The following is a 13,532-nucleotide window of genomic DNA, read 5'->3' as shown; positions in this document are numbered from 1 at the left end:
GTGTCAGTTATCCTACATACATTATGCACGAAAACTTTCGGTTAGGCACTTAGCGCTTTTCAAATTTTTAACGATTGTGGTTGTGGTGTAGCTCAGGAGTTATCACTGACTGACACTCCCCGCCCGCCGCGCTTCGCGCCATCAATATCTCTTGCTTGACTGGACTTAACACCGCCTGCCAGAAATACGACTAGTTCGTAACCTCGCTGGACAAAATACACACGGCATCCAGGCCACTAAAGATCGAATGACGACAGTTCGTGATGTTGGAAGGCCCAGCCTAGATCTCAGCACGTATCTTCGGCACCGTGTGGGGCGTGTTTATGCAGCTTGATGTCCATATCGCCTATAGGAGGCATGCCCCCCCCCGAGACCCTACGCCTATTGATTGCCTCCCCCGACCATTGACAAAACAATGCAAGCGCATTACTCTGAGCGCATTGCTTTTGCATTGTCACTAGATGGAGAACAATCATGGGCCTAGTCATTGAGGATAACTCCACCCTGACGGATCGCTACCAGACGACCGTCCCAGCATCGGTTCGTCGGGCGCTGAAGTTGGAACGTCGCGATCGGATTCACTACATGATTCGCCCCAATGGAGAAGTGGTCCTCACTCGCGCCCACGATGAGTCCAGCCAAGACCCTGTGATGGCCAGCTTCCTAGCCTTCCTGGAGCGCGACCTGCAGGATCACCCCGAAAATATTCGCCCTGTCACTGCCAGCACCTTTGCCGAGGCCGAACGCCTGACAGCAGGCATTGAAGTAGACTTCGATCAAGAGCTACCAGAGGACGACGACATATGAATCCTCTAGAGATAAACGGATGGTCAATCTACGCACATCCGCTATTCTTGGAGCAGGTCGGTGCGCTCACCAATAAGGTAAAGCGACTTCAGGAAAGGGATCCGCTTAATTATCGCAGTAAATCGGCCACCAAGCGTCTGGCGGCGATTGTGAAGCTATCCAAAAGCGACATTCCACACAACCCGGCAGGCCCTCAGTATCGCCAAGGAAACACCCTCGGGGCTGAGCATACCCATTGGTGCCGGGCAAAATTCTACCAACAGTACCGGTTATTCTTTCGCTACGACCTTGCGAACAAAGTCCTTATCTACGCTTGGGTCAACGACGAATCCACCAAGCGCGCCTATGACAGCAAGCAGGACGCATACGGTGTCTTCCGCAAGATGCTTAAGAACGGTAACCCACCAAACAGCTGGGATGACTTGTGGAGATCAGCCATCAATAATGGCGAGTACACCAAAGCGCTTTTAGGGGCTGAGGACGTCGAACCTTAATATCGGGGGGCCACTTCATGTTTCACCCTGCCAACGGTCGAATATAAAACCATTCGGTGGCATTGCGATAAAAGTGACTTTCCAAGCCAAAAAACCTTGGCCGCAGATTCTGAGTGCAACACCTGTCTATTCAGCTATGGTGTTGCTCTATGTCATACGTCGAACTCAGCATAGAAGAACGCGCCACTATCCAGATTAGCCGTACCCAAGGTCTGAGCCTAAGGCACATTGCCCGGATTCTTGAGCGGGCTCCCTCTACCATTTCTCGTGAAGTGCGCCGCAATCAGGATGATCAGCGTGCTTACTCTGCCCGGCATGCTCAAGGCCGTGGACATACCCGACCTGCGCGATGCTTACGTCTGCCGAGAAACGATCTACAACGCTATTTATGCCTTGCCCGTTGGCCAGCTTCGCAAGGAGCTGATCTGCTGCTTTCGGCAGGGTAAATCCACGCGCAAACCTCGCCGTGGCGAAGTGGATCGGCGGTGGAAGGCTTCAGTGCGGCACTCAACCAAATGCCTCTAGCGGCGCGCGAGACGATGACGTATGACCAGGGGCGTGAAATGGCGCGTCATGCCGAGATTACACAGCGCTCTGGCGTCGCAATCTACTTCTGTGATCCGCACAGTCCCTGGCAGCGAGGTGCCAATGAGAATATCAATGGCCTGATTCGGCAGTATCTGCCGAAGGGAACGGACCTGTCGGTATACAGCCAGGAAGAGCTTGATGCCATTGCCTTTGAGCTGAACATGCGTCCGCGCAAACGCTTTAATTTCAAATGCCCGATTGAAGTGATGAGCGAGCTGATGGCCAGACATCACGAACACCCATCAACCATCCAATGAAGGTGTTGCAATCAGAGTCTGCATCCGCCCCCTCTAAAAATGGGGGATTACCAATGAAGACCATAATCCATCGTTTATCTGAACCAACTACGACCGCTCCCGCCTGCATCCGTCGTTGGTGCGAGGGTAGCCGTCTCGGCAGAGCTCATTGCGTTCGGAAGCTATTTTGAACTGAGTAGTGGGCTAATATGGCTCTTACTGACACTGGTGAGTCTCATATTGTTTTTATCGTTTTCTTCAGCTCTAGCCGACAACTCCTATCGCGCTCATCACCATGGAAACGCCCAGATGACATAGATACCTAATTAACCACTAGTTAATTTAGAATTTTACTCGGCTTTATTGGCAGTTATTTACGGTATCACGGTAACCCGGTACATCAGTACCGAAACCCATTTATCTCTCCTAATTCAAGGTTTTCTGGAGGCCACTAACCCAATATATATTTAGGCTGCATTCGGCTTGGGCGCGGTACCTTCCTGTTATCTATGGCATGCGCTACATCTCCGATTCGGAAACCGCAATAGCCTTACCTTAAATCTTGTCCTTCAAAGCCTCGGGATTGCGCTTCCAGCTGTTAGCCCAGCCTTCTTCTCTTCATCACCATGTCGGCAGCAAGTGATCTTCCCCCCTTGGGAGATCACCAGATAGACAGAAGAATTATCAATATCAAAAAGCCTGCTACCATTAATCTGAGCCTGTCGGCAGCCATCCAGCGAGACAATGACCTGCAATCTCCCAAATATTGGGCCCTGTTCGATCATTGCACGATCGGGAGTAAAGGTCCTCGCTGACATCGGCAAATCGGTTGCAAATTGCCGAGACCACTCTCGGTTATCACACCCCTATAGTACGAATCATTATCAATATTTTTGCGGGCATCCACTCTGTCAATTTCCGCCCCGGGATCACAGATGTTGGGGGCTGGTTTGGACGCTGCATCGGAGCCAACCTGCCAGCCTTAAGCCCGTTGTTGTTGCCAAAGATGGGCGTACAGGCCATTAAGACCCATCAGCGTGTCGTGAGATCCCGCCTCCACCAGGCTCCCCTTATCAAGAACCAGTATCCTGTCTGCATCCCGGATGGTCCGCAGTCGATGGGCAATGATGACGACCGTGCGACCACGGGCCAGGTTACTGATGGCCCGCTGGATCTCGCTTTCAGCGGATGGATCGACACTGGCGGTGGCCTCATCGAGCAGCAGGATGGGGGCATTTCTCAGCAAGGCACGGGCAATGGACAGGCGCTGGCGCTCACCACCGGATAGCGAACCGCCATTTTCGTCAAGCACGGTGTCATAGCCATTGGGTAACGCCCGGATAAAGTCGTCCGCGTAGGCCTGTTTGGCGGCGGCAACGACCTCTTCATACGAGGCATCCGGCCTGCCCAGGCGCAGATTGTCCATAACCGTCCCGGAGAACAGCACCACGTCCTGGAACACCATGGCCACCTGCTGATAGAGCGTATCCCGGCTCATATCACGGACATCAACGCCACCAATGCGAACACTACCCGTGCTGACGTCCCACAGGCGGGCAATCAGATGGACGAACGTTGTCTTACCGGCGCCGCTCGGCCCGACCACTGCCGTCAGCGCATTGGCCGGAACCACACAACTCAGGTGGTTCAGGACCGGCTGTTTGTCATAACCGAAGCTGACCTGATCAAACTCGACGGTCTGGTCAACAGGGACGGAAGGTGACGATGGCTCTGGCATCACCGGCTGTTGCAGCAGTTCTTCAAGGCGCGCCATGGCCCGGCTGGCAAACCGCAGCAGCAGAGTGGACAACCCGACTTCGAAGAGTTGCCGGTAAACAGGCAGGGCAAGCACCAGAAACGTCACCAGGTCGGCGGTTCCGATGGCATCGTTGCCCAGCCAGCCGGCACCGGCCACGACGATCAGGAGATAGCCCAGTTCCAGCACGAAACCGAACCCAGCCAGCCAGGGAGCCGGCCTGGATTCGGCCTCCATTTGCGCACGATGATGCTCATCCAGGGTTGACTCAAGCCGGCTCCATGCCCAACCGAACCGACCAAAGCCCCGAATCGCGGCAATGCCCTGAATATATTCCTGGACAGCCGCCTGGGCGTGGGAGCCGGCCGCCAGCAAACGCGGTCCGGTACGGGTCAGCCTCTTCTGTGTCAGGTACAGGGTCACCAACGCAAAGGGGATGGTGATGAGGGTAACCAGCGCCAGTTGGGCGTCAATGGTAAACAGAAACACCAATAGGAAGACCGGCACCAGCAGGCCGGACACAAACACACCGAGAAAATGCGACCAGATGTGCTCGACCAGCTCTAGGTCAGAGGTCAACCGGGCACCCAGGTCACCCCCCCGTTGCTGGCCAAACCAGCCAAGCGGAACACGCCCGAGGTGATCCGCAACCCGCAACCGGGCTTCGGCCATCATGGCATAGGCGCCGCTGAACACCAGTGGCATACCTCGAATCCCCGCCAGTATGCGAAGCACCACCGAGAGCAACATCAACGCGGCAAAAAGCAGTATCTCCGCGCCCGTAAGTGCCCCCTCGAAAAGCCCGGTCAGGAGGTAATAGACAAACACGTACGGCAGGGCCGTGAACAGTGCCTCTGCCATGATCCAGACAAGGCCTCTGGCAAGTCTTGGGTCGCGTTGCCCGGAAAGCCGGAATCCCGCCTGCATTAATTCGCGGATCATATCTCTACTCCTGTCGTCGATCCCAGAGTCCAGTTTCGGGCCCGCTGGTCTGCACCCCACAGCCGGCGGTAGACCTCACAGCTCCCCAGCAGTTGCTCATGTCGGCCACAACCGACCACCCGCCCTTCATCCATCACCACTATCCGGTCGGCATGCTTTATCGTGCCCAGCCGGTGCGCAATCATCAGCACGGTGCGATTCCGACACAGGCGGTTGAGGGCCTGCTGGATATAAGCCTCGTTCTCCGCATCAATACTGGCGGTGGCCTCATCCAGTAACAGGATCGGGGCGTCCTTGAGTAAGGCCCTGGCGATGGATATCCGCTGGCGCTCGCCTCCCGACAGGTGGGAGCCCAGCTCGCCAATGTCGGTGTCATAACCATCGGGTAAGCCAGCAATAAATTCATGCGCGCGGGCCGCACGGGCCGCCTGTTCAATGTCGCTATCAGAAGCCGAGGGTCTGGCCATCCGCAGATTGTCGCGAACGGTGCCGTGAAACAGGAATACGTCCTGCAGCACCACACTGAAGCGCTGTAGCAACTCGTCCAGCGGCCAATCCTTGATCTCCCGGCCACCCACGAGGATGTCGCCCTGCTGGTATTCGTAAAGCCGGGCAATGACTCTCAGCAAGGTACTCTTGCCCGCGCCACTGGCCCCCACGATTGCCGTCATTTGCCCGGTTTTGGCGGTAAAGCTGACGTTATCCAGCACCCAGTTGTCGTGATACCGCTGGCTGACATTGCGAAACTCAATCTCCAGGTCTGTTTCAGGTAAGTCGTCTGCGTGGGCCTGCTGCAAAGCAGGTGCCTCAAGGATTTCCCCGATTCGCTTCAGAGCCTCCTGGCGTTGCGCCTGCTCTCCGATCGCAAAGGTCAGGCGTAACAGGGGGGAAAGAACCGTGGGCGCCACCAGAAGAAACAGCACCAGTGTGGACACTCCCAGATCATGGCTCAGTACACGCCAGGCGCCCAAAGGCGCGACAACGGCCAGTCCCGCCCCCAGCAGCGCAACAAACACCACCCAGGCGCGGGAAGACTGGCGAGCGAAATCCGAGACCCAGTCAACGGCTCCCCGGATCGCCTGGGCCAGCTCACCAAAGGAGCGGGCACTGAGGCCGAAGGTCTTGATCAGGTGGATACCCCGGATATACTCACTGACCTGACCGGCGATGCGCTGCTGGAGCTCATTCCACTGGCGCATGCGTTCACCGCTGTTGCGCATGAACCACCACTGTCCCAGCAGTGCCAGGGGCAAGGGTGCAACAGCCGCCAGCCCCAAGGGCCAGTCGACCACCATCAGAAGAGCAGCCGCCAGCACCGGTACCGTGGCCGAGGCGGCAATGTCCGGCAGCATGTGTGCGAAAAAGCCTTCCATGCTATTGGCATCATCGTTAATCACCCGGCGCAGGGCGCCACTTCCGCGGCCACTGAAAAAGGACAGAGGCACCTCACCAAGCCGGCGGGCCATGGCCATTTTCAGGCGGTGCTGGATGCGAAAGGCCCCCTTGTGGGCCTGCACATGGGAAACCGCCATCAGCGCCCACCGCAGCAGCAACACCAGAGCGATCAGTCCTGTCTGCTGCCAGATGACCGTCATTGACGGAGACGCGCCTTCCAGCTCAACCACCATGCGGTAGATCAGCCACAGGGGCAGAATGCTCAGGCCCGCCGACAACATGGCGCAGATAATCGACACAGAGACAGGACCAGGCGCCAGCCGCAACAGCCGGGACATGGTTAAAGGCATTGCAGGATCTCGACTCATTATGCGGGCTCCAGGCCGGTTTGATCGTGATTTACCGGCGTTCTGTTCATCACATTCATTGAAACCAACACTAGGGTGGCCAGCAGTGACAGAGAGGTGGAGACCCCAAAACAGACGGGGTAACCAAAGTGCTGTGCCAGAACGCCGCCCAGGACACCACCAATCATTGCGATCAGGGCATCGGAGCATTGGAAAAGGGTGAAGTCGACGCCGGATTGGCTTGGGCTGGTCAGTTGCATTAACGCGGAATAGATCACCACGAAGCCGGCAGCCATACTGGAAAAGATGCCGCTAGACAGCGCAACCAGCACACTGGTCGAGGCTTCAAACACCAGTGCGACAATAACCCCACCCAGTGCTGCGGCCTGCAGCGCCAACACCACCGTGACGGCCCACCAGCCGGGCAGGAGGCGGGCCAGGATACCGCCAACCAGGGTGCCCAGCAGTCCGGCCAGAGCACTGAAACCGCCAAACAGCCAGCCAAGTTCCGACAACTCGATACCGTGGTCCAGAAGCATCGGGCCAAGCATGCCAAAGGCCATGCGTATGCCAGCGCCCAGCAATAGAACCAGAAGCAGGCCCTGCTGGATTTCCCTGCGCGACAAGGCCATCAGGAGTGATGGCCGCTTGCGGTGGCCTGCTACCCAAGCCTTCGGGCGCCGGGTCATCAGCAAAGGCACGCTGATTAACACCACCAGCGCGGACACGATCAGCAATGCCCAGGGCCACCCGGTGATACCGGCAACCAGCAGGAATCCCCCGCCCCCCAGCAAAACGCCGACATAACTCCCGCCCACCTGCATCAGGTTGCCCCGCTCGAAACGGGCCTCTCCACGCAGCGTATCGATAAGCAGGCCGTCAGTGACGATATCCACGGAAGCCGACACCAGCGCAGCCAACAGCAGCAAAATTCCGATCATCACGGGCAGTGTGATACCACTCAGCGACAGCACGGCAGGGAGCAGAAGGACCAGGGCCAGTAGACACTGGCCGCCTACAATCATCCGCACAGACCGGTCGTTACCGGGATATGGATGCCGGGCCCGTTCCACAGCGGGTGACCACAAGAACTTCAGTACCCAGGGCAGATAGAAGAGGTAACTGAGCCCCACCATTTGCAGCGATAACCCGGCATCCCGAAGCAGTGCCGGCATGGACTGGGTCGCCAGCGTGGTGACCAGCGTCTGGGAGACGTAAATCGCCCCACAGGCCAGCAGGAACGCCATTGGCGCCGAGCCGGCCATCCTCCTTGCCTCAGTAGACATAGTCGACTGAAACCCCCAGAGTTCTGCCGTCTGCAACCTGGGCATAACGGGTACCACCGAATACAAAACCGTAACCGCGGTAGGTTTCATCCGTCAGGTTCTGGCCGTAAACGGACAGGATGAGGCCCGGTAGAGGCTGCCAGTCAACACTGGCATCCAGCAGGGTGTACCCGGGCTGCTCCAGGGTATTGGCACTGTCGAAGTACTGCCGACCAGTCCGAGCCACTGTCACACGTGGCTCCAGGCGCTGCCCTGAGGGCCGGAAGTGACCGGTCACTGATATACTGCCCTTATACTCCGGCACCAACGGCACCTTGTTTCCGGAGCAGTCACTGCAACTGGCCGGGCTGTCGTAATCGTCGTACTCCGCCCTGGTATAATGACCGGCGGCAGACAGGGACAGATGGGGCAGCGCCCGCCAGTCCAGGGACACTTCCAGGCCGGTGGCATGCATATCGCCCACGTTCGTGAGCGTCTGAGTCCCCATATCGCTGTCGCCGTACATCTGAACGTCCCGGGTATTAATCCGGTAAAGGGCGGTTGCAAAGTTCAGCTGGGGCGCCTGGTAACGGAGCCCGAGTTCGTAGCTGATCGAGGTCTCACGATCAAACCCTTCGGCATCGGCGACACTGGATGGCGCCAGGTTATAGCCGGCGGGTTTGTAGCCCTGGGAAACGTTCACATAGGTCCGCCAACGATCACTGAGCCAGTAGCCTGCAGCCACACGCCCGAGCCAGGTATTGTCCGTGACCTCCGCACTCCCACTCAGACCACTGCCTGCCACCGTGCCATCGAAGCGGGTTTTGGCATGATCCCGGGAAAAACGACCGCCCACAGACACATCCGCGCGGTCCGTCAGATACCAGGTCAGGTCAGCGTAGGCTGCCAAGGATTTGCGTTCATTGTCAGAGCGGGTGTCGATATAGGGAGAGTATACCGGTGCCACCATATCGAACAGATAACGCCGGCTCTGGTCCGTTTCCTGATGAAAGATCCCCATGATCATGTCCCAGGGCTGGCTGCCGTCATTCAGGCTCACCATCCTGATCTCCGCCGTACGCTGGTCCCACTGCTCCGGTTGGGAGGAGTAGTAGTTGGCAATGGCCCAGTGTCGCCGGACGTCCAGGTCCTGATCACTGAACATCGCGGAGATCTGCCAGCCGCCTATCTCATATTGGCCGTTGACCGCAAACTGATTGCCGCAACGCTCCTGGTCAAATTTCCGGTATTGGTTCGGCAGGTCGGGTGAAATCGCGGCCTGGCGATCATCGATTTCATCATAGAGTGTATAGACATCCTGGGTTGTCTCAGTGCAGTCCCTTGCTGCGGTCACATTCACTTCGTAGTCGGCGTCATCCGGAGCCAGCCGGAGTCGCAGCCGACCGGCATCCGTCTGCATACCGCCAAGATCGTCCGAAACGAGTGAGCTATCCAGGTCACCGTTTTGTTCCTGACTCAGAACAGTCAGGGAGCCATACAGCAGGCCAGGCTTGATAGCGCCGGAAGCCTGTCCCATCAACTCATAACCATCACGACTTGAGACACCGGCTCTGGCATGCAGGTAGGGTTCATTTCCAGGCTCTAGGGTCACAATATTGAGGATACCACCCGAGGCACTGCGGCCATACAGCGTTCCCTGCGGCCCCTTGAGAAGTTCCACCTGACTGACATCTCCCAGGGCTTGTAATGAGGCCACGGGCAACTGCGGCACACCATCTACATACACCGTCAGCGCCGGATTATAAAAATCCTGCGCTGACGTCACCCCTCGCATGGTCATGATCGGAAACAACGAGGAACCACTGTAGGACATGTGTAGTGACGGAAACGCCCAATCCAGTTCCTGGACGTTATTGATATGCCCTGCCTTTAACTTTTCACTGTCGGCGACATCTACGGCCTTATTCATAGCCGCTGCCGACTCGCCTTTCTTGCTCGCCTGAATCACCAGTACCTCAAGTTCCTGGATACCTTCAAGCTTCTGCTTCTCGTCTTGCCCCAGAACGGCGGTCGGTGAGAGTGTAAGCGCCAGTGCAGCCACCAAGGGCATTCGAGCGCCGATGTATCGTCGTGGAACGTGCTTCATGATCATACCTGCATTACAATCGGGGTTGATAATGCGTATCATCTACATCGCAATCATTAACCGCTAGCGAATTTGCGCTGAAAATAGCGGAAATGAGGAAATAACTGATGGATTGCCCTGCTTCAGCCCCCCGCAACCCGATGTCCCTGTCCATGCCCTCGAACTGGGCGCTGATCAGCCAATTGCACTCAGTCAGTGACGGAGTCAGTATCGGCTGCCTCGATGGCCGGCCGACATCCAACTGGCAGCTTGATGGTATTTCCCAGCCGGGGTTTGGCATCGCTATTGTCCTGGAGGGAGCCGGGGCCATGGCGCTGGACGGCGGACCGCCACTGAACATAGAAGCCGGCACCGCCATCCTCTATTCCACCGCCCAACCCATCCGGGGTTGGGACGATTTTCCGGGCGGTCACGCCACCCGCATTGTTGATGTCCGCTTTACGCCGGAGGGGTTGGCGTCCCTGTGCGGGCATCCACCTCCAGAACTCACAGGCAAACTGCTGCGTGACTGCAGCGTTCCCTGCCAGAACGCCTACCTAGGCAGCCTGCCAGCCAGCCGTGAGATGAAACGCCTAGCGGCCGACATTCTGCGCCACCCGCCCACTAGCGCGGCGGGGTTGTCATCACTGTTGTTCCTGCAGGCCAAAGCCATGGAAGCCCTGGCCCTGGCCCTTCGCCATCTCGATACCCGCCGCCGGGAGCCAGCCCTACCCGCCCCGTTCGACCGCGCCCGAGTTGAGCACACATACAAGTATATCCAGCAGAATTATTGGCAGAATCTCACAGTGAAGGTACTGTCAGAAGAAGCAGGCATCAGCGAAAAACGACTTCAAGCGGGATTTACCGCCCTCTATGGTCAGCCCGTTCATTCATGCTTGAGACAGACACGAATGGAGGCTGCCGCTTCGCTTCTGGAGTCCGGATGGACGGTCACGGATGTGGCAGATGCCGTCGGCTTTGCGAGTCTCAGCCATTTCATTAAAGCGTTCAAACAGTACTGGGGAGCGACGCCTAAAACCTGGCTCAGCAAAACAGAGACAGCCCCCTCTCTATTCACAACTTAAAACCTACTTTGGAGGAAAAGTTGTAAGGCCATCCCAGCGCCGGAAGATGGCGAGAAAGGGCATGGCTAAACATGGCCCCAGTATCAGGATGGAGCGTTTGACGAAGTTTTTGGCTCGTATAATGACTGCCCTGGTCGCTGTGGAACATAACCCCTTTTGGTCCCCCACGACTTTCATAAGCCATTTTTAATGCACTGCTGATGAGTTCGCTATCGGGTTACAACGCCATTGATCAGCCAATTGTTTTCCTAGCAAATAAGTCCATGACAACGACTAGATAAGCCCAACGATTGCCAACCCAGAGTAGAGTAAGGGGCGGGGAGGTAGTTCGACTACGCCTTGCCTCTTACTCTACTCTGGACAGGGGCACGCTGGGCCTACCTGGCAGTGGTTCTCTATCTTTTTTCGCACAAGCCGATAGGTTGGGCGCTGTCCCGCACGCCAAACACAGAGCTCGTCAGCAAGGCATTGATGATGCCTCACGAATCATGTGGTGAACCTCAACATGTTTTGTTTCATTCAGACCAGGGCTGTCAGTACACCATCCTGGATTTTCGCCAGTGTCTCTGGCTCTATCAGATGACACAAAGCTTGAGTCGCCGTGGAAACTGCTGGGATAACTCACCGGTCGAACGTTTTTTCAGAAGTTTGAAAACAGAATGGATACCCAAAACCGGCTACCCAGATATGGCAGCAGCAAAGCGATCGATGACAGATTATATGATCAGCTACTATAGCGATCTCAGACCGCACACACATAACGATGTGTTGCCGCTCAATGCGGCAGAAGCCATGTACTGGAATGCTCAAAAGGCAGTGGCCAAAAAGACTTGACCACTACACAGGATGGCCTTGACCGCTTTGAGAATGTTCTTGGCAGCGTTGACGTCGTGATGCGCATGACATGTAGGGCAGTCCCAGACTCGGACTGTTAGCGGCATGGCGTCGAAGATATGACCGCAGGCGTGACAACGCTTGCTTGACGGGTACCACTTGTCGATATGAACAACGTCTCGTCCGTACCACTCGGCCTTGTAGACCAGCATGGAGGTGATCTGGTGCCACCCCACGTTGCTGATGGCTTTTGCCAACGAACGGTTCTTGAGCATGAGCTTCACTTGAAGACTTTCCGCAGCGACGACTTGGTTTTCGTGGATGAGCTGCGCGGTCAGCTTGTGCGCGAAGTCCTGGCGTTGGTCGGCAATCCTTGCGTGAATGCGAGCGACCTTGAGTTCGCCTTGGCCCGGTTGGCTGACCCTTTCTTCTTGCGTGACAAGCTGCGCTGCTCCAACGAATGCTCAGAGGCCTTTTCTGCTTAGCCAGTTTGATCTTGCCATCGCGGCAGGAGAACCCGCTGGCGGTGCAGCGAGCAGATTGGCGAGCCGTCTTCTTCTTGAAGGTCGGATACTTGGCCCGCCCTTGGAAGAAACTCTTGAATGCCATGTCGAGGTTACGTAGCGACTGCTGGAGGCAGACGTTCGAGACGTCCTGGAGCCAAAGGGTGTCCGGCTCTTTCTTGAGCGTCATTAGCAGCTTTGCGGTGTCACTATAGCCCAACCGCTCCTGCCTCTCGTACCAGGCATCAGTGCGCTGCCGCAAGAAGTGGTTTTACACGTACCTCGCACACCCAAACGTCCAAGCAAGCTGTTCGGCTTGCTCGGACGTCGGATAGAAGCGGTATTTGTAGACACGCTGTACGGTATTCATGAAGCACAATGTGACGCCTTATTCTCGCCACGTCAATAAAGAACAGCTAGCGCGGCTCGCGCTATCCTTCCTCGCACTAGAAGTACAAGGTTTGACGCGCATTTCGATCACTTCTGCCCACTACGCGTCGAATGACTGTCCCTTGGGCGCGTCGGACCACCCAGCTCAATGATGTGGGTCGGCTCCCAGATCGCAGGATCGCGGTGAGTGACGAAGATAACCGTAGCAGGCAATGAACGCACCACCGCCGAGATCTCATGTTCAGTGCTTTCGTCCAGGGCAGCCGTGGCCTCGTCCAGCACTAGGATCGGTGCTTCCTTTAGCAAGGCGCGAGCCAAGGCCACGCGCTGGCGCTCGCCGCCCGACAGCGCCGTTCCCTGGTGTCCCACGAGCTGATGGATACCCAGTGGCGAACGGTCCAGGACGGTGTCCAGCGCCATTTGCCGCGCAATGCGCTCCACCTCGTCGTCCGACGCCTGCTGCCTGCCCAGGCGGATGTTCTCGGCCAGCGTGCCGGTGAATACCACGGCATCCTGCGGCACATAGGCAATACACGCGGTCAGGTCGGCGTAGCGCATATCGGCCAGCGGTACACCACCAAGCAGAATGACGCCTTGCTGCGGGTCGTCGAAACGCATCAGTAAGCCTAGCAGCGTACTCTTGCCACTGCCGCTGGGGCCGCGCACGCACACCTTGGCGCCAGCCGGAATATCGGCATTGATACCACCCAAAACGGGGGTATGACCAAGCTGGCACAGCGCCATGACGTGGCCGTCGGGCTTTGCCGCATCTTCCGGCGCAGGCTCGGGCAGCGCTGGAGCCTG

10 protein-coding genes and 3 pseudogenes are annotated in these 13,532 nt (G+C 57.1%); 6 read left to right on the top strand and 7 right to left on the bottom strand.

Annotated features, from left to right (window positions below; all coding sequences use genetic code 11):
• The first annotated feature begins 474 nt into the window (after window positions 1-474).
• From ACTH3D_RS10150 to ACTH3D_RS10135, 4 genes and pseudogenes are all read left to right on the top strand, one after another.
• Window positions 475-807 carry a type II toxin-antitoxin system PrlF family antitoxin gene (locus ACTH3D_RS10150; protein WP_441666961.1) on the top strand — a complete coding sequence of 111 codons (333 nt, stop codon included), beginning with the start codon at window positions 475-477 and terminating at the stop codon, window positions 805-807.
• On the top strand, window positions 804-1,301 hold the full coding sequence (locus ACTH3D_RS10145) for a type II toxin-antitoxin system YhaV family toxin (RefSeq protein ID WP_441666960.1): 498 nt from the start codon (window positions 804-806) through the stop codon (window positions 1,299-1,301). The genes ACTH3D_RS10150 and ACTH3D_RS10145 overlap by 4 nt, the downstream gene beginning before the upstream one ends.
• 149 nt (window positions 1,302-1,450) lie before the next feature.
• A pseudogene (locus ACTH3D_RS10140) lies at window positions 1,451-2,146 on the top strand (IS30 family transposase).
• Between the two features lie 462 nt (window positions 2,147-2,608).
• Window positions 2,609-2,797: a hypothetical protein gene (locus tag ACTH3D_RS10135; RefSeq protein ID WP_441666959.1), complete on the top strand. Its 189-nt coding sequence runs from the start codon at window positions 2,609-2,611 to the stop codon at window positions 2,795-2,797.
• Window positions 2,798-3,107: 310 nt separating this feature from the next.
• On the opposite strand, the gene ACTH3D_RS10130 is transcribed toward ACTH3D_RS10135, so the two are convergent.
• Genes ACTH3D_RS10130 through ACTH3D_RS10115 form a run of 4 tightly spaced genes read right to left on the bottom strand, consistent with a single transcriptional unit; the run spans window position 3,108 to window position 9,937 of the window.
• Entirely contained in the window at window positions 3,108-4,823 is a 1,716-nt protein-coding gene (locus tag ACTH3D_RS10130) for an ABC transporter ATP-binding protein (protein WP_441666958.1), read from the bottom strand.
• Window positions 4,820-6,586, bottom strand: a complete 1,767-nt coding sequence (locus ACTH3D_RS10125) for an ABC transporter ATP-binding protein (protein WP_441666957.1) — start codon at window positions 6,584-6,586, stop codon at window positions 4,820-4,822. The genes ACTH3D_RS10130 and ACTH3D_RS10125 overlap by 4 nt, the downstream gene beginning before the upstream one ends.
• Entirely contained in the window at window positions 6,586-7,830 is a 1,245-nt protein-coding gene (locus ACTH3D_RS10120; RefSeq protein ID WP_441666956.1) for an MFS transporter, read from the bottom strand. The genes ACTH3D_RS10125 and ACTH3D_RS10120 overlap by 1 nt, the downstream gene beginning before the upstream one ends.
• Before the next feature lie 10 nt (window positions 7,831-7,840).
• Window positions 7,841-9,937, bottom strand: a complete 2,097-nt coding sequence (locus ACTH3D_RS10115; RefSeq protein WP_441666955.1) for a TonB-dependent receptor — start codon at window positions 9,935-9,937, stop codon at window positions 7,841-7,843.
• Window positions 9,938-10,044: 107 nt separating this feature from the next.
• On the opposite strand from ACTH3D_RS10115, the gene ACTH3D_RS10110 reads away from it, so the two are divergent.
• The gene (locus ACTH3D_RS10110) at window positions 10,045-11,001 is read left to right on the top strand and encodes a helix-turn-helix transcriptional regulator (protein ID WP_441666954.1); all 957 of its coding nucleotides are present in this window, start codon (window positions 10,045-10,047) and stop codon (window positions 10,999-11,001) included.
• Window positions 11,002-11,092: 91 nt separating this feature from the next.
• Here ACTH3D_RS10110 and ACTH3D_RS10105 read toward each other — a convergent pair.
• A pseudogene (locus tag ACTH3D_RS10105) lies at window positions 11,093-11,314 on the bottom strand (DDE-type integrase/transposase/recombinase); the annotation flags it as partial.
• Between the two features lie 26 nt (window positions 11,315-11,340).
• On the opposite strand from ACTH3D_RS10105, the gene ACTH3D_RS10100 reads away from it, so the two are divergent.
• Complete coding sequence (locus ACTH3D_RS10100; protein ID WP_441666953.1) at window positions 11,341-11,835, top strand: DDE-type integrase/transposase/recombinase; 495 nt, start codon at window positions 11,341-11,343, stop codon at window positions 11,833-11,835.
• On the opposite strand, the pseudogene ACTH3D_RS10095 reads toward ACTH3D_RS10100, so the two are convergent.
• Together ACTH3D_RS10095 and ACTH3D_RS10090 are read right to left on the bottom strand one after the other, a co-directional pair.
• A pseudogene (locus ACTH3D_RS10095) lies at window positions 11,808-12,708 on the bottom strand (RNA-guided endonuclease TnpB family protein). The gene ACTH3D_RS10100 and the pseudogene ACTH3D_RS10095 sit on opposite strands and share 28 nt — an antisense overlap.
• A 107-nt stretch (window positions 12,709-12,815) precedes the next feature.
• On the bottom strand, window positions 12,816-13,532 hold a 717-nt coding region (locus tag ACTH3D_RS10090), incomplete at its 5' end, for an ATP-binding cassette domain-containing protein (RefSeq protein ID WP_441666952.1).

The organism is Halomonas sp., from assembly GCF_052095765.1.
Classification (GTDB): domain Bacteria; phylum Pseudomonadota; class Gammaproteobacteria; order Pseudomonadales; family Halomonadaceae; genus Halomonas.
The sequence above is the reverse complement of the archived record's forward strand: the minus strand, read 5'-3'. Positions and strand labels throughout refer to the sequence as shown.